Below are 21831 nucleotides of genomic sequence, written 5' to 3'. Positions count from 1 at the left end.
CACGAGGCCTTTCGTTGCACATGCAGTTCGTGAAACAGACAGCTTCGCAAACTACGTCAGGGCCTGGTAGGACTGTCCAATTGGGTAAGCCGAACGAGCGACTTGACAGAAGATCAGTGCAGTTGCACACATACTGAGTCAGCACAGCGTCACCGCCAGCCGCATGCCCGCACCCGCTCCGGCGAGCCGCGCCGCCGTCGCCCGTGGCACCGAGAGCACGAGCAACGCCCCTGGCTCGGCGGCACTTTCGGCAGCGTCCGCCTGCGGCTCGGGCACTTCGGTCACCCGCGCCCCGGCCGCCACCACCCGCGACGTCGATCCGTCCGAGGCCACGACGTCGACCCGGTCACCGCGGTGCAGCAGGCGCACCGTCTCCGCGTCCGCGATCCGCACCGGCGCCGTCACCATGGCAGCTGCCCGAAACTCCCGCTCCGACGCCCGCTCCGACTCCCGCGAGGGCGCGGCAGCGGCTGCCGGATGCCCTGGCGGCCGCGCCCGTTCGACGTCCCGCGGCCCGGCGGCCACGAGCGCCGCGGCGGTCACCGCAAGTCCCGCGGCCATGGCCCGCCGCCTGTGCCGCAGCAGCCTTCGCAGGCGTCGGCGCCCGCCCCGTACCCGCACGGGGGAGAAGTGCGGGACCGGGCACGGCGGGGGAGGCGAAGGGGAGGAGATGTCTGAGGAAACCTGCGGCATGTCGGCCACCACCTGCGGAGAGTTCGGGAGAGCTGCGGATCTTGCCTTCCGCTCCCACGATGCGGGCCCGCGCCGAATCCCGCTGAGCCCCGTGCACTACTCACCGGTTGTGGACAACTCCCTCACCCGAAGGTGAAGTTCCTGCCCCTCACGGCAGCTGAATCCCCGGATCCATCCCGCCGAGCGCCCCCGCACACAGGCAGTCCCGCTCACCCTCGGCGGGCAGCCCGGCCACCGCGTCGAACAGCACCGTCCGCAGCCGGTCCACATTTGCCGCGAACACCTGGAGCACCTCCTCGTGCGAGACTCCCTCGCCGCTCTCCGCGCCCGCGTCCAGGTCCGTGACCAGTGTCAACGACGTGTAGCAAAGCTCCAGTTCACGGGCGAGCACGGCCTCGGGGTGCCCGGTCATGCCCACCACCGACCAACCCTGACCCGCGTGCCAGAGCGATTCGGCCCGGGTCGAGAACCGCGGCCCCTCGATCACCACGAGCGTCCCGCCGTCCACCGGCTCCCACTCCCGCCCACGGGCCGCCTTCAGAGCGGCGCTGCGCCCGGCGGGGCAGTACGGATCGGCGAGCGACACGTGCACGACGTTCGGAATGCTTCCGTCCGACAGCGGCACTCCGTCGAAATAGGTCTGCGTACGCGACTTGGTGCGGTCCACGAGCTGATCGGGCACCAGCAGCGTTCCGGGCCCGAATTCGGGCCGCAGTCCGCCCACCGCGCACGGACCGAGCACCTGTCGCACACCCACGGAGCGCAACGCCCACAGGTTGGCGCGGTAGTTGATGCGATGCGGCGGCAGATGGTGTCCGCGGCCGTGCCGGGGCAGGAACGCGACCCGCCGCCCGGCGATGTCCCCGAGGAACAGGGAGTCGCTGGGCGCCCCGTAGGGGGTGTCGACCTGGAGTTCGGTCACGTTGTCGAGGAAGGAGTAGAAGCCGGAGCCGCCGATGACACCGATCTCGGCGCGTTCCGTGCTGGTCGCGTTAGCCGTGTTCACCATGCCGAGCACAGTAGCCGGGCCCCAGAACGCCGAGGTCCCCGCTGTCGGAGGACAGCGGGGACCTGGAAGAAAGACGTGCGCGGGGCGGTCGGCCCCGGGACTAGGCGGCCGAAGAGCTCGAGGAGCTGGAGCCGGCCGACGACCCCGAGGAGGATCCCGACGACTTCGAGTCCGACGACGAAGGGGACGCCGAGGACGACGAAGCGCTCGCGGAGGACTTGGAGTCCGACGACTTGGAGTCGGACTTCGACGCGGAGGCCGTCGACGGCGTACTGCTCGACGACGAGCCGCGGCTGTCGTTGCGGTAGAAGCCGGAGCCCTTGAAGACGATGCCGACGGCCGAGAACACCTTCTTGAGGCGTCCGTCGCAGCTGGGGCACACGGTCAAAGCGTCATCCGTGAACTTCTGCACCGCCTCGAGGCCCTCGCCGCATTCGGTGCACTGGTACTGGTACGTCGGCACTTGCTTCCTCCTGGCACTCTCACTCGATGAGTGCTAACGACGGTCCATAGTGACGTATTCCGAGAGATCAGTCCACCGTGACCGGCTCGCGGTGACCCACGCCACGCGCCACGGTGCGTCCGACGGACCGCGGGACGAGCCGCGAGCGCAGGGTCACGAGCACCGCGAGGGCCAGCGCCGTACCGCCGAGCGGCACCAGGAATCCGGCGCCGTCCCAGAAGTGGTCCTCCATCTGACCCGCGACCGTGACGGCCGCGGCCTGGCCGAGCGCGACGGCACCGGTGAGCCAGGTGAACGCCTCGGTGCGGCCCGAGGGGTCCACGAGACGGTCGACCAGCGTGTAGCCGGTGATCAGCGCGGGCGCGATGCATACGCCGACCAGGAGGCCGAGCCCGGCAAGGAGCACCACGGAGTGGGCGGCCCAGAGGCCGGAGGCCATCAGGGTCAGTGCCGCGTACCCGACGAGGAGGCGCCGCTGCGGGGCGATCTTCCAGGCGATGGCACCGCAGGCGAGCCCGGAGAGCATGTTGCCGGCCGCGAACGTGCCGTACAGGACGCCGTTCAGGCCGGGCTCACCGATGGACTCGGTGAAGGCGGCGAGCGAGACCTGCATGCCGCCGAAGACGGCGCCGATGCCGAGGAAGGTCACGATCAGGACCCGCACACCGGGGATGCGCAGCGCAGACGTGTGCTCCACGCGCGCGTGCTCCTCGCGGGAGGCGGGCTTGGGCTGGGTGCTCTTCTGCGCGGCGAACAGCAGACCGCCCACCAGGGTGAGTCCGGCCTCCGTGAAGAGTCCGGCCGCCGGGTCGATGGTCGTGCACAGCGCGGTCGCGAAGAGCGGGCCGAGTACGAACGTCAGCTCGTCCGTGACCGACTCGAAGGCGGCAGCCGTGCCGGCGAGCGGGGAGTCCTGGAGCTTGACGCCCCAGCGGGCCCGCACCATGGGGCTGATCTGCGGCTGCGATGCGCCGGTGGGCACCGCGGCGACGAAGAGGGCCCACAAGGGGGCGTCCGAGAGTGCGAGCACCGTCAGGGAGAGCACCGAGACGGTGTGGATGAGCACGCCGGGCACCAGTACGGCCCGCTGGCCGAACCGGTCGGCGAGCTTGCCGCCGAAGGGGGCGAACACCGCCATGGAGACGCCGGTGACGGCCGAGACGGCACCGGCGATGCCGTACGAGCCGGTGGTGTGCTGCACGAGCAGCACGATGGAGATGGTCAGCATCGCGAAGGGCTGTCGAGCCGCGAAGCCGGGCAGGAGGAACGTCCAGGCGCCGCGGGTGCGCAGCAGCTGTCCGTATCCGGGGCGGGAGGTGACCGTGGATGCCACGGCCCGTGCCTTTCTGCCGCCTGGTAGCGCGGCCCCCCATTTATTCAGGGCGGCGGTGCCGAGAGCTGTCCTCTTGCGCGGAACTGCGGTAGATGCCGGTTGCCCACTGCGAGGGCGTGCGGCCGCCATACGGTCGGCGCCAGCTCTGCTTCAGACAGAGTTGGTTCGATCAGTTGGTACAGAAGAAGTGTGCCTTCATCGTACAGGGAATGGGGCGAGGGGACCTGTGAATACGGAGAATGAGGCGCCCATCACCTGCGATTGCCTCGATCGTGTGCGTCCTGACCAGCGGTTCCCAGCCATCCGGCCAGCTTTCCGCCTTGTCCGACGGCCCGCAGTCGCCGCTCCGCCGCGTCGCGCACCGGGTCGGTCGCGACCACCAGGAGCTCGTCCCCGCGCTGCAGCACGGTCGTGGGCTGCGGCACGAATGATTCGCCGTTGCGAACGACGAGCGTGACCGCGGCACCCGCCGGCATCCGCAGTTCCCCCACCTCGACGCCGTGCATCCGCGAGCCCTTCGGGATCGCCACCGAGAGCAGATGTCCGCGAAGCCGCTCCAGGGGTGCCGATTCGACGCCCAGGTCGGCGGCGCCCGAAGAGTCGCCGAGGCGCAGCTTCCTGGCCAGCCACGGCAGTGTGGGGCCCTGGATGAGGGTGTAGACGACGACCAGGACGAAGACGATGTTGAAGATCCGCTGGCTGTCGTCGACGCCGTTCACCATCGGGATCGTGGCCAGGATGATGGGCACGGCTCCGCGCAGCCCCGCCCAGGACATCAGGGCCTTCTCCTGCCAGGGCATGCGGAACGGCAGGAGGCTGGCGACGACGCCCAGCGGCCGGGCCACCACGGTCAGGATCAAGCCGATGATGATCGCCGGCCAGGTGTCGTCGAGCAGGTCGTGCGGGGTGACCAGGAGGCCGAGCAGGACGAACATGCCGATCTGCGCGATCCAGCCGAGCCCTTCGGCGAAGCCCCGGGTCGCGGGCCAGTGCGGCAGTTTGGCGTTGCCGAGGACCATCGAGGCGAGGTAGACGGCGAGGAATCCACTGCCGTGCGCCATGGCTCCGGCCGCGTAGGCGGCGACCGCGATGGCCATCACGGCGATGGGATAGAGGCCGGACGCGGGCAGCGCCACGTGCCGCAGGCCGAAGGCGCCGAGCCAGCCCACCGCGATGCCGATCGCGGCACCGATCGCGAGCTCCAGGGCGATCTCGCCGAGCAGGATGTACCAGTGCTCCACGGGGCCCGCCATGGAGAAGGCCACGACCAGGATCACCACGGGGGCGTCGTTGAACCCCGACTCGGCTTCCAGGATGCCCGTCACGCGCGAGGGCAGCGGCACCTTGCGCAGCACGGAGAAGACCGCCGCCGCGTCCGTCGAGGAGACCACCGCGCCGATGATGAGCGCCTGCCGCCACTCGAGGCCGACCAGGTAGTGGGCACCGGCGGCCGTCACGCCGACGCTCACCGCGATGCCGACGAGCGACAGGACGGCGGCCGCGGGCAGCGCGGGTCTGATCTCTTTCCACTTCGTGCCCAGGCCGCCCTCGGCCAGGATCACGACGAGCGCCGCGTAGCCGATGACCTGCGTCAACTCGGCATTGTTGAAGGTGACGTTGCCGATGCCGTCCTGGCCCATGGCAACGCCGATGCCGAGGTAGAGAAGCAGGCTGGGGAGCCCACTGCGCGACGAGATGCGGACCGCCGCGACAGCGACGAGCAGGACGAGCGAGCAGATGAGCAGAAGCTGGTTGAGGTCGTGGACAGTCAGGGGCCGTTCCTTCCTCCGCGCGAGCCAAGTACTTCGTTACCTTACCTAATTGTTAACGCTTCCTTGACGCCCTCGAACTCCCGTACGACGCGTCGCCATGTAGGTTCCTGACTCCGCGTCCGAGGCCGCAGTGCCCTGCGCCTACAGTTGCTCCAGCGCTCCCACCACCGCCCAGCCAGCCCTGCCGCTCGCGTAAGGACAGCAAGGACAGCGATGCCCTCGAATACCACCGCCTCTTCCGGTCATAAGTCCGGCAAGAAGAAGGGGCGCCGAGCCCGCCTCCTCGTCATCGTCCTGGTCCTGGCCATCGTGGCGGGCATCGGCTACGGGGCGTACTGGAGCGTCACTACGGTGCGTGCCTCCTTCCCGCAGACCAAGGGGACGATCAAGCTCGACGGCCTTGCCGGTCCCGTCGACGTGAAGCGCGACGGCAACGGCATCCCGCAGATCTACGCCGAGTCCGACGCCGACCTGTTCATGGCCCAGGGCTTCGTCCAGGCGCAGGACCGGTTCTGGGAGATGGACGTCCGCCGCCACATGACCTCCGGTCGCCTCTCCGAGATGTTCGGCAAGGGCCAAGTAAAGACCGATGAGTTCCTGCGGACCCTCGGTTGGCACCGCGTGGCGCAGAAGGAATACGACACCAAGCTCTCGCCCGCGACGAAGAAGTACCTCCAGGCGTACTCCAAGGGAGTCAACGCCTACCTGAAGGACAAGAGCGGCAAGGACATCTCCCTGGAGTACGCCGCCCTCGGCTTCACCAACGACTACGAGCCCCAGGAGTGGACCCCCGTCGACTCCGTGGCGTGGCTCAAGGCCATGGCCTGGGACCTGCGCGGCAACATGCAGGACGAGATCGACCGCTCCCTGATGACCAGCCGCCTCGGCCCGTCCCAGATCAAGGACCTGTACCCGCAGTACCCGTACGCGCGGAACAAGCCCATCGTCCAGGAGGGCGCCTACAACAGCGTCACCAAGGAGTACGACGGCAAGGGCAGCAGCACGGGCAGCCAGTCGCAGACCGGCGGCGCGGCGGGCACGGGCCTCGCGGGCAACACCCAGGCCCCCGACGGCCTTCAGTCCCAGCTGTCGGGTCTCTCCGACATCCTGGACAGCGTCCCCGACGCGGGCCTCGGCCCGAACGGCAACGGCATCGGATCCAACTCCTGGGTGGTCTCCGGCGACCACACGATCACCGGGAAGCCCCTGCTGGCCAACGACCCGCACCTGTCACCGCAGCTGCCGTCCGTCTGGTACCAGATGGGCCTGCACTGCCGGACGGTCTCCAAGGACTGCCAGTACGACGTCTCCGGCTACACCTTCGCCGGCATGCCCGGCGTGGTCATCGGCCACAACCAGGACATCGCCTGGGGCATGACGAACCTGGGCGCCGACGTCACCGACCTCTACCTCGAGAAGTTCGAGGGCGACGGCTACGCGTACGACGACAAGGTGCTGCCCTTCAAGACGCGCGTGGAGACCATCAAGGTCGCCGGCGGCAGTCCGAAGAAGATCACCGTCCGGGAGACCGGCAACGGGCCCCTGCTGTCCGACCGCGACGACGAACTGGTGAAGGTCGGCAAGAAGGCCACCGTCGACAGCGCCGCCCCCGACCGGGGCGACGGCTACGGAGTCTCGCTGCGCTGGACCGCGCTGAAGCCGGGCAAGTCGATGGACGCCGTCTTCGAGCTCAACAAGGCGAAGGACTTCGCGGGCTTCCGCAAGGCCGCCGCTTCTTTTGAAGTGCCCTCGCAGAACCTGATCTACGCGGACACCAAGGGCCACATCGGCTACCAGGCGCCGGGCAAGATCCCGGTCCGCGGCAAGGGCGACGGCGCGCTTCCGGCGCCCGGCTGGGACTCGGACTACCGCTGGACCGGCTACATCCCGCAGGCCGCGCTGCCCTACGAGTACGACCCGAAGCGCGGCTACATCGTGACCGCCAACCAGGCCGTCATCGACGACGAGAAGTCCGACTACCCGTACAAGCTCACGTCGGACTGGGGCTACGGGGCACGCAGCCAGCGCATCACCGACCTGATCCAGTCGAAGATCAAGGACGGTGGGAAGGTCTCCACCGAGGACATGCGCACGATGCAGATGGACAACAGCAGCGAGATCGCCAAGCTGCTGGTGCCCAAGCTGCTCAAGATCGACGTCAAGGACAGCTACGTCCGTGAGGCGCAGAAGCTGCTCGAGGGCTGGGACTACACCCAGGACCCCGATTCGGCGGCGGCCGCGTACTTCAACTCGGTCTGGCGCAACATCCTCAAGCTCTCCATCGGCAACAAGCTGCCCAAGGAACTGCGGGTCAAGGGCCAGTGCCTGAACGTCGAGCCGGCCGGCAACACCGGTCCCGCCGACGAGGCCGAGCCGGTGCGCGAGTGCGGGCAGCGTGACGCGGAATCCGCGCAGCCCGACGGCGGCGACCGCTACTACGAAGTGATCCGGTCGATCCTCGACGACGAGGACAACGACTGGTGGCAGTCGCCGAAGACCCGCACGGACTCCGCGACCAAGACCCGCGACCAGCTGTTCGGCCGGGCCATGGAGGACGCGCGCTGGGACCTGACGGCCAAGCTCGGCAAGGACGTCGACACCTGGAGCTGGGGCCGCCTGCACCGGCTGACCCTGAAGAACCAGACCCTGGGCGTCGAAGGCCCCGGCTGGCTCCAGTTCATGCTCAACCGCGGCCCGTTCAAGCTGGGCGGCGGCGAGGCGGCGGTCAACGCGACCGGCTGGAACGCGGCGGGCGGCTACGGGGTGCAGTGGGTGCCCTCGATGCGGATGGTGGTGAACCTCGACGACTTCGACAAGTCGAAGTGGATCAACCTCACCGGTGCTTCGGGGCACGCCTACAGCGCGCACTACACCGACCAGACCAGCAAGTGGGTCAAGGGCGAACTGCTGCCGTGGTCCTACTCGGACGACGCCGTCAAGAAGAGCACGAACGACACCCTGGTGCTGCGGCCCTGAACCGCCGCACACAGCAGTGAAAAGGCCCTCCACGCACGCGTGGAGGGCCTTTTCCGTCGTCGCGGGCCTCAGCGGAAGTGGAGTACTCCCGACGGGGTGACGACCGCGTGCACCGGCTTGTCGTGCGGCTCCTGGGGGACGTGGGCGACGACTTCGGTGTCGTACAGGAGCACCACGAGGGCCGGATCGGCGCCGGCCCGCCCGAGCCGGGCGAGCACCCTGTCGTACGAGCCCCCGCCGCGCCCAAGGCGCATCCCGCGCGCGTCCACGGCCAGGCCCGGCAGCAGCACGACGTCGGCCGCGACGACCGCGTCGGGCCCGAGCCGTCGCCCCGCGGGTTCCAAGAGCCGCATCTTTCCCGGGTGTTGCACGGGGGCCAGCGAGTCCGCGCCCTCGTAGGCCGCCCAGTCCAGGTCGTTGTCCCCGAGGAGTACCGGCAGCAGGACCCGCGTCCCGCGCGCGTGCAGGGCGTCAAGGAGGGCGCGCGTCCCCGGCTCGCTTCCCACGGACACGTACGCGGCGACCGTGCGAGCACCCGAGAGCTCCGGCAGCTCCAATGCGCGCTCGGCGAGAACCGCGGCGGCCTTCTGCGCGTCATCCCTAGTCAACCGGCTTCTCACCGTGAGGATTTCTCCCCGCAAGGTGCGCTTGGTTGGCTGGCCCGAGCCGGTTTCTTGCATGGCGTGCTCACAAACCCTTCCAGGTACGCTCATATGAGAACAAAATGTCCGCACGCACAGATTTCGCACATACGCACCGGTTATGGTTACGGACATGACTGAGTCTCACCCCCCGCGGATCAGCAAGGCTGTCATTCCCGCAGCAGGTCTCGGAACCCGGTTCCTGCCGGCGACCAAGGCCACTCCCAAGGAGATGCTGCCGGTCGTCGACAAGCCGGCGATCCAGTACGTGGTCGAGGAGGCCGCTTCCGCCGGCCTCGACGACGTCCTCATGATCACCGGCCGCAACAAGCGCCCTCTCGAGGACCACTTCGACCGCAACTACGAGCTGGAGTCGGCTCTTCTGAAGAAGGGCGACGAGGCGCGACTGGCGAAGGTCCAGGAGTCCAGCGACCTCGCCACCATGCACTACGTACGCCAGGGCGACCCCAAGGGGCTCGGTCACGCCGTCCTGTGCGCCGCCCCGCACGTGGGCAACGAACCCTTCGCGGTGCTCCTCGGCGACGACCTGATCGACCCGCGCGACCCGCTCCTCGCCCGCATGGTGGAGGTCCAGGAGCGGCACGGCGGCAGCGTCGTCGCCCTCATGGAGGTGGCTCCGGAGCAGATCCACCTCTACGGCTGCGCGGCCGTGGACGCCACGGACGAGGGCGACGTCGTGAAGGTGACGGGCCTGGTCGAGAAGCCCGACGCGGCGGACGCCCCCAGCAACTACGCCATCATCGGGCGTTACGTCCTCGACCCCCATGTCTTCGACATACTGCGCAAGACCGAGCCGGGCCGCGGCGGCGAGATCCAGCTCACCGACGCCCTGCAGCAGCTCGCCGCCGACGAGAAGGTCGGCGGCCCCGTGCACGGCGTCGTCTTCAAGGGCCGCCGCTATGACACCGGCGACCGGGGCGACTATCTGCGTGCCATTGTCAGACTCGCGTGCGAACGTGAAGACCTGGGCCCGGACTTCCAGGCCTGGCTTCGCAGTTACGTGTCCGAGGAGATGTAGCACTTTGAGCAGCAGCGCGACGACCGAAGTCACCGGCCAGGAACACGTCTGGTCGGTGAGCGAGCACCTGGACGACATCCTCGGATCCGTCCGCCCCCTGGAGCCCATCGAGCTCCAACTCCTCGACGCCCAGGGCTGCGTCCTCGTCGAGGACGTCACGGTGCCCGTCTCGCTGCCGCCCTTCGACAACAGCTCCATGGACGGTTACGCGGTCCGGGTCGCCGACATCACGGGCGCGAGCGAGGAGTTCCCCGCCGTCCTGACGGTCATCGGTGACGTGGCCGCCGGCCAGGGCGAGCAGCCGGAGGTCGGCGCGGGCCAGGCCGCCCGCATCATGACCGGCGCGCCCCTGCCGCCCGGCGCCGAAGCCGTCGTCCCCGTGGAGTGGACCGACGGAGGCCTCGGCGAAGGCCCCGTCTCCGGGATGCGCGCGCACAGCGGCGCCCCCGAAGGAGCCTCCGGCGAGGTCCGCGTGCACCGTCCCGCTCAGGCACGCGCGCACGTGCGGGCGCAGGGCAGCGACGTCCGGGCCGGCGACCGCGCGCTGACCGCGGGCACGGTCCTCGGCGCCCCGCAGATCGCCCTGCTCGCCGCGATCGGCCGGGGCACGGTGAAGGTGCGCCCCCGCCCCCGCGTGGTCGTCATGTCCACCGGCAGCGAACTGATCCAGCCCGGCGAGGAGTTGGCCAAGGGTCAGATCTACGACTCCAACAGCTTCGCCCTGACCGCCGCGGCCCGGGACGCCGGAGCGATCGCCTACCGCGTGGGCGCGGTCGCCGACGACGCCGAGACGCTGCGCTCCACCATCGAGGACCAGCTGATCCGCGCCGACCTCGTCGTCACCACGGGCGGCGTCAGCGTCGGGGCGTACGACGTCGTGAAGGAAGCACTCTCCTCCGTCGGGGACGAGGACGAGGACGGCAGCGGCATCGAGTTCCGCAAGCTCGCCATGCAGCCGGGCAAGCCGCAGGGCTTCGGCTCCATCGGCCCCGACCACACCCCGCTGCTCGCCCTGCCGGGCAACCCGGTCTCGTCGTACGTCTCCTTCGAGATCTTCGTGCGTCCCGCGGTGCGCGCCCTGATGGGCCTCCCGGACGTCCACCGGCCCACGGCGCGCGCGGAGCTCACCGCCGACAAGGCGCTGACCTCACCCGCGGGCAAGCGGCAGTTCCTGCGCGGGCAGTACGACGCCGAGGCGGGCGACGTGCGGCCCGTGGGCGGCGCGGGCTCCCACCTCGTCGCGGCCCTCGCGCACGCGAACGCGCTGATCGTCGTCCCGGAAGACATCACATCGGTGGAGCCGGGTACGGACGTCGAAGTGGTCCTGCTCGGCTGAAAGGCGCGTCCGCGCGGTACGGTGTCGCGCACATAGGCCCCCTTGCGCCGCACCGCCGGAGGGCCCGGACCGGGAGCGCCACAGCACATGAGTACCGAGCAGCGACTGACGCACATCGACGAAGCGGGCGCCGCCCGCATGGTCGACGTATCCGCGAAGGACGTGACGGCGCGCACCGCCCGGGCCAGTGGCCGCGTCCTGGTCTCGCCCCGCGTGATCGAGCTGCTGCGCGGCGAGGGCGTGCCCAAGGGCGACGCCCTGGCCACCGCGCGGATCGCGGGCATCATGGGGGCCAAACGCACACCCGACCTGATCCCGCTCTGCCATCCGCTGGCCGTCTCCGGGGTGAAGCTTGACCTCTCCGTGGCGGACGACGCCGTGGAGATCCTCGCCACGGTCAGGACGACGGACCGTACGGGCGTCGAGATGGAGGCGCTCACCGCGGTGACCGTCGCCGCCCTCACGGTGATCGACATGGTGAAAGCCGTCGACAAGGGCGCGGTCATCACGGATGTGCGGGTCGAGGAGAAGACCGGCGGCAAGTCCGGGGACTGGAGCCGCGAAGGAGCCGGAGCATGAGCGTCTACCGCGCACTGGTCGTCACGGCCTCCAACCGCGCGGCCGCCGGGGTCTACGCCGACCGGGGCGGGCCGATCATCGCCGAGGCGCTGACCGCGCTCGGCTTCGAGGTCGAGGGCCCGCGGGTCGTCCCGGACGGTGACCCGGTCGAGCAGGCACTGCGCGCCGGATCCGAGGCCGGGTTCGACGTGATCCTCACCACAGGCGGGACGGGCATCTCGCCCACCGACCGCACCCCCGAGGCCACCCGCGCCGTCATCGACCACGAGGTGCCCGGCATCCCGGAGGCGATCCGCGCGTACGGCAGGGAGAAGATCCCCACGGCCGTGCTGTCCCGCGGTCTTGCCGGGGTCGCGGGCCGCACCCTCATCGTGAACCTGCCGGGCTCCACCGGCGGAGTGCGGGACGGCATGGCCGTCCTCGAGCCCCTGCTGACGCACGCCGTCGAGCAGCTGCGGGGCGGCGACCATCTCAGATCCCCGGGTGGTGCGAGCTGAACAGCCCTTCCTGGCCCGTCGAGCTGACGGACGGCGACGTCGCCCTCCGTCCGATAAAGATGCGCGACCAGCGGCCCTGGCGTGAGGTCAACCGGCGCAACCGGGACTGGCTGCGCCCCTGGGAGGCGACCATTCCGCCGCCCACGCCGAGCGGCCCGATCGTGCACCGCCCGACGTACCGTCAGATGGTCCGGCATCTGCGCGCCGAGGCGCACGCCGGGCGCATGCTGCCCTTCGTGATCGAGTACCAGGGGCGGCTCGTGGGGCAGCTCACGGTCGCCGGAATCACCTGGGGATCGATGTGCTCGGGCCATGTCGGCTACTGGGTCGACCAGTCGGTGGCGGGCCGCGGCGTGATGCCGACCGCCGTGGCTCTCGCGGTCGACCATTGCTTCCGATCGGTGGGACTGCACCGTATCGAGGTCTGTATTCGCCCCGAGAACGGGCCAAGTCGCAGGGTCGTGGAGAAACTCGGATTCCGCGAGGAGGGGCTGCGTCCACGCTATCTCCACATCGACGGCGCCTGGCGTGACCACCTCGTCTTCGCGCTCACCGCGGAAGAGGTACCGGAAGGGTTGCTTCGGCGCTGGCACCAGGCACGACCTCGGAAGACCGCGTAAATAGAATAAGTGTTTGAAATAAATCCGTGATCGACCGTCTGAGGCCCGACTTGGTCCCTCTGAGGCATTAATTTCACGGTCCCGGTGGCCTGTTGATCGCATCAGTCACAAAAAAAGTTCGAGATATCAGCCAGATCGTGCGACACACCGACTCAATTGGCAGATGGCCTCTAGCAAACCCCTCTACCGTGTGAGGCGTGAGCAGCAGCGGCCTCATCTACGCAGTCATCGTCGGGGCCTGGGCCGCCTACTTGGTGCCGATGTGGCTCCGTAGGCAGGACGAGCTCAATGAAGCCCGTCCGACGGAACGCTTCAGCACCGCCATCCGGCTCCTGTCCGGACGGGCGGGGATGGAGCGCCGATACGCCAAGGACCTGCAAGCGCGCTCGCCTGAAGAGGAGGAGTCGCGCGACCCGGACAACGCCACCGGCGCGGTGGACGTCCGGGCCTTCGTCGCGCCCCCGCGTCGGCAGGGCGGCCCGGAAGAGCGGCCCGAGCCGAAGGGCAAGGCGCCGGTCAAACCCCCGGCGCAGCAGTCCTCGCCGAGGCAACAGGCACAGGCACAGCAGCCTCCGGCCAGGCCCCAGGCGCACCCCGCGGCGAAGCTCCCGGGCAAGCCCTCCGTGCAGGCCCCGGTCCCGACCCCGGCCCCGACCGGACCCCGGCCCCAGCAGTCGGCCGCCCGGCGGGCCGCGTCGGCGGAAGCCGCCGCGCGCGCCCGGCGCACGAAGGTGCTCGCGCGCCGACGGCGTACGACGGTGATGCTGTTCATCGCCTTCACCGCCGGCACGGTCGTCGCCGCCGTCGGAGGGCTCGCGTTCCTCTGGGCGCCCGCGGCGCCGGCCGCACTCCTGAGCGCGTACATCGTGTATCTGCGGGGCCAGGAGCGGCGCCGCTTCACCTACACCATGGACCGGCGCCGGGCCGAGGTCGCCGCGCAGCGGCTGCGCGAGCGCCAGCCGCGCAGGCGCGCGCCGGGCGGCGCGGACGCGGTCGTCGACGAAGCGGAGGAAGGACCGGGACCCGAGACGGAGACCGGGCTCTCCTCACTCGCCGCCGACCGCCGCGCCCTGGTCGAGCAGACCGACCACGCGGAGTGGGTGGACCAGCAGCGCGAGCGCCAGCGCCGCCCCGGCCACGGTGACAGCTGGGACCCGGTGCCGGTGCCCCTGCCGACGTACGTGACCGCACCGGTCGCCCCGCGGGCCACCGGTGACGTCGACTTGGGCGCCCCCGACGCCTGGAGCTCGGCACGGTCCAGCGCCGTGGGGCCCACCGCCGACGAGGTGCGGGGCGAGACGGCCGAGAGTGAGTACGCCGATTACACCGAGGCCGCCGACAGCGCCGACAGCGCGGACGGCGGCGGTGGCCGCAGCGACGCACGCCGGGCCGCGTCCGCGCGCAGGGCCCGCGAACGCGGACGCACGCCCCTCTTCGACCAGTACGACGACGGCGAGCGGCCGCGGGCCGCCAACGAGTGATGCCTGACCAGCGAGGGACCAGTCGGGAACGGATTTCCAAGCACCCGGATCGGGATGCTAGAGTTTCACTCGTTGCAAGGGCCTGTGGCGCAGTCTGGTAGCGCACCTCGTTCGCATCGAGGGGGTCTGGGGTTCAAATCCCCACAGGTCCACTGCACATGAGATCCCGTCCAGTTCATCGAACTGGGCGGGATCTTTGCGTGCGCCGAAGAACCCCCGAAGAACCCCGGAGAGCCCGAGAGCCCGCGGCCTACAAGAACTTGGCGAAGCAGCGGCTCAGGTCCTCGAAGCGGTAGTGGCCGAACTTCGAGGGGGCCGGGGTGTAGCCGGTCGACGTGTAGAGGGCTATGGCCTCCGGCTGCTTGGTGCCCGTCTCCAGGACCATGCGCGTACGGCCCGCGGCCCTCGCGTCGTCCTCCAGGGCTGCCAGGATGCGCCGGGCCAGGCCCAGGCCGCGGGCCTCCGGGGTGACGTACATGCGCTTGATCTCGGCGTCGCCGTGCGCGTAACCCTCGTCGTTCTCCTCGTGGCCGCGCCAGCCGCCGGTCGCCACCGGGGTGCCGCTCTCGTCGTACGCGAGGAGATACAGACCACGCGGGGCGGTGAACATCGCCGGGTCGAGAGGTGTGACGTCGCCCTCATCTCCGTACCGCTCCGCGTATTCGAGCTGCACGCGGTCGTTGAGCCTGACCGCGTCCGGGTGGTCGAAAGGGGTGGGTCGCAGCTCGATGGAGGCCCGGTGCGCCCGGTGCGACGGTGACTGAATACTCATGCGAATCATCGTACTTCTATGCGGTGGTGTGCGGGTATCCATTAAGTGTGCCGGTATCGTTCCGGGATGCTCCAAGTGACCAGTGTGAACGTGAACGGGCTGCGCGCCGCCGCCAAGAAGGGCTTCGTCGAGTGGCTCGCCGAGACCTCCGCCGACGTGGTCTGCCTCCAGGAAGTACGGGCCGAGCCCCAGCAGCTGCCGGCCGAGGTGCGGGAGCCCGAGGGCTGGCACGTGGTGCACGCGCCGGCCGCCGCCAAGGGGCGCGCGGGTGTCTCCCTCTACACGCGCCGTGAGCCGGACCGCGTGCAGATCGGATTCGGGTCGCAGGAGTTCGACGGCAGCGGCCGCTATGTCGAGGCCGATCTGCCGGGCGTCACGGTCGCGAGCCTGTATCTGCCCTCGGGTGAGGTCGGCACGGACCGGCAGGACGAGAAGGTCCGCTTCATGGGGGAGTTCCTCACGTACCTGAAGGGTCTCAAGCAGCGGGCGGCCGCCGAGGGGCGCCAGGTCGTGATCTGCGGCGACTGGAACATCGCGCACCAGGAGGCCGACCTCAAGAACTGGAAGGGCAACAAGAAGAACTCGGGCTTCCTGCCCGAGGAGCGTGCCTGGCTGAGCGAGGTCTTCGAGGGGGACGCCGGGTACGTCGACGTCGTGCGGGCGCTGCACCCCGACGTCGAGGGGCCCTACTCCTGGTGGTCCTACCGGGGGCGCGCCTTCGACAACGACACGGGCTGGCGGATCGACTACCACGTGGCGACGCCGGGTCTCGCGGAGCGCGCGGTCAAGGGTTTCGTGGAGCGGGCGGCCAGTCACGAGCAGCGGTGGTCGGACCATGCGCCCGTCACGGTGGTCTACGACATGTGATGCCGCGCGGCGCCATGGCATGTTGCGAGCGCGTACCTGACAATGTCTCAACTGTCAGCCGTGTGGGGGTAACTTCATGTCCGGTAGATCGAGACCGTCTCGTCGGGGTGTGCTGCTCGGAGCTCTGGGCGCGGGGATCGGGGCGGGGCTGCCGATGGCTGCCGCGTCACCCACCGCGGCCGCCGGTGACGGCGGAGGTGCCGGAGGAGTTCCCCGGCGGACGCCGCCCGTGCTCCTCACCGAGCAGGCGACCCAGCAGATCCTCGTGCTCGATCCGAGGCGCAGGGTCTGGGACCCGGAGGAGAATCCGTCCGTCGTGCGGTGGGCGTTCTCGCCTCGGGAGCGTGCGGGGTACGAGGATCTCCGGCCCGAGGACAGCTTCGTGTATCCGAGCGAGTCGAAGGTGCGTAGGCACAAGAAGCGTACGTATGTCCTGACCACCGCTTCCTTCGGTTTCGTCGCCGTCGTCGACTACCCGTCGGGCAAGCGCTACTGGGGCGCGGCGATCGGGCCGGGCGACGACCTCTTCAATCCGCACAGCGCGGAGATCCTGCCGGACGGCAATGTCGCGGTGGCGTGCAGCACGGGTGCGCTGGTCAGGCTGTACGCGGCGTCGCAGGGGCCGCGGGCCGCGCGGTTCGCCGAGGCGGAGCTGAAGGGCGCGCACGGGCTGCACTGGGACGGTGCGCGCGAGGTGCTGTGGGCCATCGGCGACGACGAACTGGTCACGTACGACGTGGGCGGCACGCGGGCCAGGCCCACGCTGCGGCTCCGGTCCTCGGTCGGGCTGCCGGTCGGGACGCCGGGCAAGACCCCCGGTGGGCACGACCTCTTCCCCGTGGCCGGGCGCTCCGGGCGGCTGTGGGTGACGACGAACGCGTCCGTCTTCCAGTACGACATCCGGGAGAAGGCCTTCGTGCAGGACTTCGCGGGGGCCGCGGAGATCTCCCGGAAGTCGGTGAAGGGTGTCGGCGACGATCCGCGGGCGGGGCAGGTCATCTCCACCGTGCCGGAGGGTGGTCTGGAGGAGACCTGGTGGACGACCAAGGTGAGCGTGCATCGGCCGCGGGGGGAGTACGAGCTGGTCGGGGGCGGGATCTACAAGGCTCGCTGGTTCCTGCCGAGGTAGGGCCGAACGGACCTCGGCGGCCCCAGGACCTCAGTCCTCGTCCGGCTTCTCCGACGCCATGCGGCGGTCCAGGGCCATCGAGAGTTCCGCCTCCACCACGCTCTTCGCCAGCGGGCGCAGGCGCTCGATGCTGACGTCGCCCGCCTCCGCGGGTGTGTGCGTGCGGATGATCGTGATGAACAACTCGGCCAGCGCGTCCGCGTGTTCGCGTACGCGCTGGCCCGCCTCCAGGACCGCGGCCAGCGGGATGCCCTCGCGGACCAGGGTCGAGGAGACGTCCAGGAGGCGGCGGCTGACGTGGACGATCTCCTCGCCGTCCGTGCCGAGGTAGCCGAGGTCGAGGGCCGCGGCGAGGTTCTCGGGGGTGACCTCGCCCGCGAAGTGGTCGGCCAGTTCCTCGGGGGTGAGGCGGACCGGGGTCTCCTCGGTGGGTTCGCCGATGCCGAGGAGCTCGCCGACGTCCCGGCCGTTCTCGAAGGCCTCCGCGAGTTCCGCGATGCCGCTCAGGGTGTGGCCGCGGTCCAGGAGTGCGGCGATCGTCCGGAGTCTGGCCAGGTGGTGGTCGTCGTACCAGGCGATGCGGCCCTCGCGGCGGGGCGGCGGGATCAGGCCGCGCTCCCGGTAGAAGCGCACGGTGCGCACCGTGATGCCGGCCGCCTTGGCCAGCTCCTCCATGCGGTACTCGCGTGTCTCTGCCACGGCAGCAGCCTATGTGGTGCCGGATCGTGCGGGTGTTCCCTTGACCTCTACCGGCGGTAACTCGGTACGCCAGACCCCTACCCATCAGTACGCAGCTGTTCTACTCTCCCAATTGCGCCAGTGGTCACTGGCAGAGTCGTGAAGCAGTTCGGGAGGCGGCGGCATGGCCGAGGACGAGCGCCAGCAAGTGCGCGAGCAGGTGCGCGAGGGTGGTCGCGCACACGAACACGTGCGGGTGGCGGTGATCGGGTCGGGATTCGGCGGGCTCGGTGCCGCGGTCCGGCTGCGCCGCGAGGGCATCACCGACTTCGTCGTCCTGGAGCGGGCCGACGCCGTCGGCGGCACCTGGCGGGACAACAGCTATCCGGGCTGCGCGTGCGACGTGCCCTCGCACCTGTACTCGTTCTCCTTCGCGCCCAACCCCGACTGGCCGCGCACCTTCTCGGGCCAGGAGAAGATCCAGGAGTACCTGGAGCAGGTCGCCGACACCTTCCGGCTGCGCCCGCACATCCGCCTCGACACCGAGGTGAAGCAACTGCGCTGGGACGCGGAGCAGCTGTGGTGGGAGGTCGAGACGAGCAACGGCACGCTCACCGCCGACGTCGTCGTCTCCGCCACCGGGCCGCTCTCCGACCCCAAGCTCCCGGACATCCCCGGCCTCGACACCTTCGAGGGCAAGGTCTTCCACTCCGCGCGCTGGGACCACGACTACGACCTGCGCGGCAAGCGCGTCGCGATGATCGGCACCGGTGCCTCCGCCATCCAGATCGTGCCGGCGATCCAGCGCGAGGTCGGCAAGCTGACCCTCTTCCAGCGCACCCCGCCCTGGGTGATGCCGCGCATGGACCGCGCCATCACCAGGGCCGAACGCTGGCTGCACCGCCAGCTGCCGTTCACCACGCAGGCCCGGCGCGGAATCCTGTGGGGCATACGGGAGTTGCAGGTCCAGGCGTTCACCAAGCGGCCGAACGAGCTGGGCGCGGTCGAGCAGCTGGCCAAGCGGAACATCGCCCGCGCCATCAAGGACCGCTCGCTGCGGGCCAAGCTGACGCCGTCGTACCGCATCGGCTGCAAGCGGATCCTGCTCTCCAACACCTACTATCCGGCGCTCGCGCAGCCCAATGTCGACGTCGTCGCCAGCGGGCTCAGCGAGGTGCGCGGCAACACCGTCGTCGCCGCGGACGGCACCGAGACCGAGGTCGACGCGATCATCTTCGGCACGGGATTCCACGTCACGGACATGCCGATCGCCGACCGTGTGGTGGGCGCCGACGGCGGGACGATGATGGAGTCCTGGAAGGACGGCATGAAGTCCCTGCGCGGCGCGACCGCCGCGGGCTTCCCGAACTTCATGACGGTCATCGGCCCGAACACCGGCCTCGGCAACTCCTCGATGATCCTGATGATCGAGTCCCAGCTGAACTATCTCGCCGACTACATGCGGCAGTTGGACGTCCTTGGCGGCCGGGCCGCGCTCGCCGTGCGCGCCGGCGCCGTGGATGCCTGGAACGACAAGGTGCAGGAGCGCATGAAGCGCACCGTGTGGAACACCGGCGGCTGCAACAGCTGGTACCTCGACGAGAACGGCGTGAACACGACGATCTGGCCGGGCACGACGAGCGAGTTCCGCGCCGCCACACGGCGGGTCGATCTCGCCGAGTACGAGGTGGTGCGGCCGCCGAAGCGGGACGTGACGGCACCCGGGGCGACCAAGGGCGCGGCGCGCCCGACGAAGACGAAGAAGGCCGAGGCAGCGGCATGAGCAGGCTGACACATGTGACGAGCGGGCCGTTCGCGCCGCCTGCCGCCGCGCGGGAGCTGACCGTCGTGTCGGCGGACGGCGCGCGGCTGCACGCCGAGGAGCACGGCCCCGAGGGCGCGCCCGCGGTGGTGCTCGCCCACGGGTGGACCTGCTCGACCGCCTTCTGGGCCGCGCAGATACGTGACCTGGCCGTCGACCACCGGGTGATCGCGTACGACCAGCGGGGCCACGGGCGCAGTGTCGCGCCGGGCGGCGCCGACGGGTACAGCACCACCGCGCTCGGCGACGACCTCGAAGCGGTGCTCGCGGCGACGCTTGAGCCGGGGGAGCGGGCCGTGATCGCCGGGCACTCCATGGGCGGCATGACGATCATGGCGGCGAGTACGCGGCCGGGGTTCCGGGAGCACGCGGCCGCCGCCCTGCTGTGCAGCACCGGGAGTTCGGGGCTCGTGGCCGCGTCGACGGTGGTGCCGCTGCGGGCCGGGCGGATCCGGACGCGGCTGACGCGCTCGGTGCTCGGGGCGAAGGCGCCGCTGGGGCCCGTCACGCCCATGGCCCGCCGCGTCCTCAAGTACGCCACGATGGGCCCCGGTTCGCCCCCGGAGCGGGTCGAGGTGTGCGCGCGGATCGTGCACGGCTGCCCGCGGGTGGTGCGCTACCGCTGGTCGCACGTCCTGGACGAACTCGCACTCGACACGGGCGTACTGGAGCTGAACGTGCCGACCGCGATCATCGCGGGCACCGCCGACCGGATGACGCCCGTCACGCTCGCGCGCCGCCTGGCCCAGATGCTGCCGGACTCGCTCGGACTCACCGAGCTGCCCGGGATCGGACACATGACGCCGGTCGAGGCGCCGGAGACGGTCACCGAGGGGATCAGGAACCTCGTGCGGAGGTACGTACGGGTGGACGAACAGCAGGTTCAGGGGCTCGAGGGGAGCAGCGCATGAGCAAGGTCAGCCTTGAGGGTCAGGTCGCGGTCGTCACCGGGGCGGCGCGGGGCGTGGGGGAACTGCTCGCGCGCAAGCTGTCGGCGCGGGGCGCGAAGATCGCGCTCGTCGGCCTGGAACCGGACGAGTTGAAGCAGGTGGCCGGGCGGCTGCACACCGAGGCCGAGGCCTGGCACGCGGACGTGACGGACCATGCCGCGATGGCCCGGGTCGCCCAGGAGGTCAAGGAGCGGTTCGGGAAGGTCGACATCGTCATCGCCAACGCGGGCGTCGCCAACGGCGGTCCCTTCGTCGAGTCGGACCCCGAGGCGTGGCGCCGGGTGATCGAGGTCAACCTCATCGGCAGCGCGGTGACGGGGCGGGCGTTCCTGCCGGTCCTGATGGAGAGCCGCGGCTATCTCCTGCAGATCGCCTCGCTCGCGGCGATCACGCCGGCGCCGATGATGACGGCGTACTGCGCGTCGAAGTCGGGCGTCGAGGCGTACGCGCACTGTCTGCGGGCCGAGGTCGGCTACAAGGGCGTGAAGGTGGGCGTCGGTTACCTGTCCTGGACGGACACGGACATGGTGCGGGGCGCGGACGAGAACGACGTCATGCGGGAGTTGCGGCAGCGCCTGCCGTGGCCGTCCAACAAGACGTACCCGCTGGGTCCGGCCGTCGACCGGATCGTCGCCGGGATCGAGCGCCGCTCCAGCCACGTGTACGCGCAGTGGTGGCTGCGCGGGATGCAGGGCATCCGCGGCTACCTGCCGGGGATCATCGGCTCGGTCGGCCAGCGGGAGATGCGGCGCTTCGAGCCGCGGCTCGGATCCGTGTCCACGGGGCTCGTGGGCGCGGGCGGCTCCGCCGACGAACAGGCGCGTACCGGGCGGTAGTCGACTGTCGACTGCTCGGACAAGGCAAGAGGCCCACCCGGCGTCCCGGGTGGGCCTCAGGCGTTCACGCGCGGCGCCGCGTCAGGCGTCGTAGTCCTGGTTGAACTTGTCCTGCTGCTCCTGCGCGGCATCCCGGGCCTGGTCCGGGGCCTGCGAGGAGCGCTCGCCGGCTTCGTCCCGCGCCTGCGAGGCGCGCTCGCTCGCCTCGTCCTTCTTGTCGCCCATCGAGCTCTTCGCCTTGTCGGCGAGGTCGTTGGCCTTGTCCTGGAACTGGTCCTTGATGCCCATGCGGGTTCACTCCTAGAGGGTGAGGTTGGAAGGGCCTCGACCAGACTTAC

21 protein-coding genes and 1 tRNA gene are annotated in these 21831 nt (G+C 70.2%); 13 read left to right on the top strand and 9 right to left on the bottom strand.

From position 1 onward, the window contains the following. Positions 1-138: 138 nt before the first annotated feature. The 5 genes from ACWGIH_RS29485 to ACWGIH_RS29465 form a co-directional block, all read right to left on the bottom strand. Positions 139-693: a hypothetical protein gene (locus ACWGIH_RS29485; protein ID WP_453447805.1), complete on the bottom strand. Its 555-nt coding sequence runs from the start codon at positions 691-693 to the stop codon at positions 139-141. 148 nt (positions 694-841) lie between these two features. Beyond that, a complete protein-coding gene (locus ACWGIH_RS29480; RefSeq protein ID WP_453447803.1) occupies positions 842-1702 on the bottom strand; it encodes an S-methyl-5'-thioadenosine phosphorylase in 861 nt (286 codons plus the stop codon). A 100-nt stretch (positions 1703-1802) separates the two neighbouring features. After that, positions 1803-2165 carry an FmdB family zinc ribbon protein gene (locus ACWGIH_RS29475; protein WP_453447801.1) on the bottom strand — a complete coding sequence of 121 codons (363 nt, stop codon included), beginning with the start codon at positions 2163-2165 and terminating at the stop codon, positions 1803-1805. 67 nt (positions 2166-2232) lie between these two features. Further along, a complete protein-coding gene (locus ACWGIH_RS29470) occupies positions 2233-3498 on the bottom strand; it encodes an MFS transporter (RefSeq protein WP_453447799.1) in 1266 nt (421 codons plus the stop codon). A gap of 251 nt (positions 3499-3749) precedes the next feature. Further along, complete coding sequence (locus ACWGIH_RS29465) at positions 3750-5270, bottom strand: potassium/proton antiporter (RefSeq protein ID WP_453447827.1); 1521 nt, start codon at positions 5268-5270, stop codon at positions 3750-3752. Positions 5271-5483: 213 nt separating this feature from the next. Here ACWGIH_RS29465 and ACWGIH_RS29460 point away from each other — a divergent pair, with 213 nt between their 5' ends. Further along, positions 5484-8246, top strand: coding sequence for a penicillin acylase family protein (locus ACWGIH_RS29460; protein WP_453447798.1), 2763 nt, complete (start codon positions 5484-5486; stop codon positions 8244-8246). 68 nt (positions 8247-8314) lie between these two features. On the opposite strand, the gene ACWGIH_RS29455 is transcribed toward ACWGIH_RS29460, so the two are convergent. Then, a complete protein-coding gene (locus tag ACWGIH_RS29455) occupies positions 8315-8926 on the bottom strand; it encodes a 5-formyltetrahydrofolate cyclo-ligase (RefSeq protein WP_453447796.1) in 612 nt (203 codons plus the stop codon). A gap of 94 nt (positions 8927-9020) precedes the next feature. Between ACWGIH_RS29455 and galU the strand changes: the two genes are divergently transcribed. From galU to ACWGIH_RS29420, 7 genes are all read left to right on the top strand, one after another. After that, complete coding sequence (gene galU / locus ACWGIH_RS29450; protein ID WP_453447795.1) at positions 9021-9926, top strand: UTP--glucose-1-phosphate uridylyltransferase GalU; 906 nt, start codon at positions 9021-9023, stop codon at positions 9924-9926. 4 nt (positions 9927-9930) lie between these two features. After that, complete coding sequence (gene glp / locus ACWGIH_RS29445; RefSeq protein WP_453447793.1) at positions 9931-11262, top strand: molybdotransferase-like divisome protein Glp; 1332 nt, start codon at positions 9931-9933, stop codon at positions 11260-11262. An 87-nt stretch (positions 11263-11349) separates the two neighbouring features. Then, positions 11350-11841, top strand: coding sequence for a cyclic pyranopterin monophosphate synthase MoaC (moaC, locus tag ACWGIH_RS29440; protein WP_453447791.1), 492 nt, complete (start codon positions 11350-11352; stop codon positions 11839-11841). Next, positions 11838-12338 carry a MogA/MoaB family molybdenum cofactor biosynthesis protein gene (locus tag ACWGIH_RS29435; protein ID WP_453447789.1) on the top strand — a complete coding sequence of 167 codons (501 nt, stop codon included), beginning with the start codon at positions 11838-11840 and terminating at the stop codon, positions 12336-12338. The genes moaC and ACWGIH_RS29435 overlap by 4 nt, the downstream gene beginning before the upstream one ends. Continuing rightward, a complete protein-coding gene (locus tag ACWGIH_RS29430; protein WP_283779166.1) occupies positions 12335-12958 on the top strand; it encodes a GNAT family N-acetyltransferase in 624 nt (207 codons plus the stop codon). The genes ACWGIH_RS29435 and ACWGIH_RS29430 overlap by 4 nt, the downstream gene beginning before the upstream one ends. A gap of 197 nt (positions 12959-13155) precedes the next feature. Next, complete coding sequence (sepX, locus tag ACWGIH_RS29425; RefSeq protein WP_453447787.1) at positions 13156-14439, top strand: divisome protein SepX/GlpR; 1284 nt, start codon at positions 13156-13158, stop codon at positions 14437-14439. A gap of 78 nt (positions 14440-14517) precedes the next feature. Beyond that, a tRNA-Ala gene (locus ACWGIH_RS29420) sits at positions 14518-14591 on the top strand. Positions 14592-14689: 98 nt separating this feature from the next. Here ACWGIH_RS29420 and ACWGIH_RS29415 read toward each other — a convergent pair. After that, positions 14690-15211 (bottom strand): GNAT family N-acetyltransferase, encoded by a 522-nt coding sequence (locus ACWGIH_RS29415; RefSeq protein WP_453447785.1) that lies wholly within the window; start codon positions 15209-15211, stop codon positions 14690-14692. Positions 15212-15277: 66 nt separating this feature from the next. On the opposite strand from ACWGIH_RS29415, the gene ACWGIH_RS29410 reads away from it, so the two are divergent. Continuing rightward, positions 15278-16078 (top strand): exodeoxyribonuclease III, encoded by an 801-nt coding sequence (locus tag ACWGIH_RS29410; RefSeq protein ID WP_453447783.1) that lies wholly within the window; start codon positions 15278-15280, stop codon positions 16076-16078. A gap of 109 nt (positions 16079-16187) precedes the next feature. After that, on the top strand, positions 16188-17207 hold the full coding sequence (locus tag ACWGIH_RS29405) for a DUF6528 family protein (RefSeq protein ID WP_453447781.1): 1020 nt from the start codon (positions 16188-16190) through the stop codon (positions 17205-17207). A 30-nt stretch (positions 17208-17237) separates the two neighbouring features. Here the strand turns inward: ACWGIH_RS29405 and ACWGIH_RS29400 are convergent, their stop codons facing one another. Further along, the gene (locus ACWGIH_RS29400) at positions 17238-17906 is read right to left on the bottom strand and encodes a MerR family transcriptional regulator (RefSeq protein WP_453447780.1); all 669 of its coding nucleotides are present in this window, start codon (positions 17904-17906) and stop codon (positions 17238-17240) included. Between the two features lie 163 nt (positions 17907-18069). On the opposite strand from ACWGIH_RS29400, the gene ACWGIH_RS29395 reads away from it, so the two are divergent. Genes ACWGIH_RS29395 through ACWGIH_RS29385 form a run of 3 tightly spaced genes read left to right on the top strand, consistent with a single transcriptional unit; the run spans position 18070 to position 21493 of the window. After that, positions 18070-19668: a flavin-containing monooxygenase gene (locus ACWGIH_RS29395; protein ID WP_453447778.1), complete on the top strand. Its 1599-nt coding sequence runs from the start codon at positions 18070-18072 to the stop codon at positions 19666-19668. Then, the gene (locus tag ACWGIH_RS29390; RefSeq protein ID WP_453447776.1) at positions 19665-20618 is read left to right on the top strand and encodes an alpha/beta fold hydrolase; all 954 of its coding nucleotides are present in this window, start codon (positions 19665-19667) and stop codon (positions 20616-20618) included. The genes ACWGIH_RS29395 and ACWGIH_RS29390 overlap by 4 nt, the downstream gene beginning before the upstream one ends. After that, positions 20615-21493 carry an SDR family oxidoreductase gene (locus tag ACWGIH_RS29385; protein WP_453447774.1) on the top strand — a complete coding sequence of 293 codons (879 nt, stop codon included), beginning with the start codon at positions 20615-20617 and terminating at the stop codon, positions 21491-21493. Before ACWGIH_RS29390 ends, ACWGIH_RS29385 begins: the two co-directional genes overlap by 4 nt. Positions 21494-21574: 81 nt before the next feature. On the opposite strand, the gene ACWGIH_RS29380 is transcribed toward ACWGIH_RS29385, so the two are convergent. Next, entirely contained in the window at positions 21575-21781 is a 207-nt protein-coding gene (locus ACWGIH_RS29380; RefSeq protein WP_453447772.1) for a hypothetical protein, read from the bottom strand. Positions 21782-21831: the final 50 nt, after the last annotated feature.

The organism is Streptomyces sp. NPDC054872 (assembly GCF_053610705.1).
Note: the sequence above shows the minus strand (reverse complement) of the source record. Positions and strands in the feature narration are given on the sequence as shown.

What these genes read in the sequence shown, in the direction of transcription:
- ACWGIH_RS29460 (WP_453447798.1), top strand. Translation starts at nt 5,484, where the DNA reads ATGCCCTCGAATACCACCGCCTCTTCCGGTCATAAGTCCGGCAAGAAG.
- ACWGIH_RS29410 (WP_453447783.1), top strand. Translation starts at nt 15,278, where the DNA reads ATGCTCCAAGTGACCAGTGTGAACGTGAACGGGCTGCGCGCCGCCGCC.
- ACWGIH_RS29390 (WP_453447776.1), top strand. Translation starts at nt 19,665, where the DNA reads ATGAGCAGGCTGACACATGTGACGAGCGGGCCGTTCGCGCCGCCTGCC.
- ACWGIH_RS29395 (WP_453447778.1), top strand. Translation starts at nt 18,070, where the DNA reads ATGGCCGAGGACGAGCGCCAGCAAGTGCGCGAGCAGGTGCGCGAGGGT.
- moaC (WP_453447791.1), top strand. Translation starts at nt 11,350, where the DNA reads ATGAGTACCGAGCAGCGACTGACGCACATCGACGAAGCGGGCGCCGCC.
- ACWGIH_RS29385 (WP_453447774.1), top strand. Translation starts at nt 20,615, where the DNA reads ATGAGCAAGGTCAGCCTTGAGGGTCAGGTCGCGGTCGTCACCGGGGCG.
- ACWGIH_RS29435 (WP_453447789.1), top strand. Translation starts at nt 11,838, where the DNA reads ATGAGCGTCTACCGCGCACTGGTCGTCACGGCCTCCAACCGCGCGGCC.
- galU (WP_453447795.1), top strand. Translation starts at nt 9,021, where the DNA reads ATGACTGAGTCTCACCCCCCGCGGATCAGCAAGGCTGTCATTCCCGCA.
- ACWGIH_RS29415 (WP_453447785.1), bottom strand. Translation starts at nt 15,211, where the DNA reads ATGAGTATTCAGTCACCGTCGCACCGGGCGCACCGGGCCTCCATCGAG.
- ACWGIH_RS29480 (WP_453447803.1), bottom strand. Translation starts at nt 1,702, where the DNA reads ATGGTGAACACGGCTAACGCGACCAGCACGGAACGCGCCGAGATCGGT.
- ACWGIH_RS29380 (WP_453447772.1), bottom strand. Translation starts at nt 21,781, where the DNA reads ATGGGCATCAAGGACCAGTTCCAGGACAAGGCCAACGACCTCGCCGAC.
- ACWGIH_RS29485 (WP_453447805.1), bottom strand. Translation starts at nt 693, where the DNA reads ATGCCGCAGGTTTCCTCAGACATCTCCTCCCCTTCGCCTCCCCCGCCG.
- ACWGIH_RS29455 (WP_453447796.1), bottom strand. Translation starts at nt 8,926, where the DNA reads ATGCAAGAAACCGGCTCGGGCCAGCCAACCAAGCGCACCTTGCGGGGA.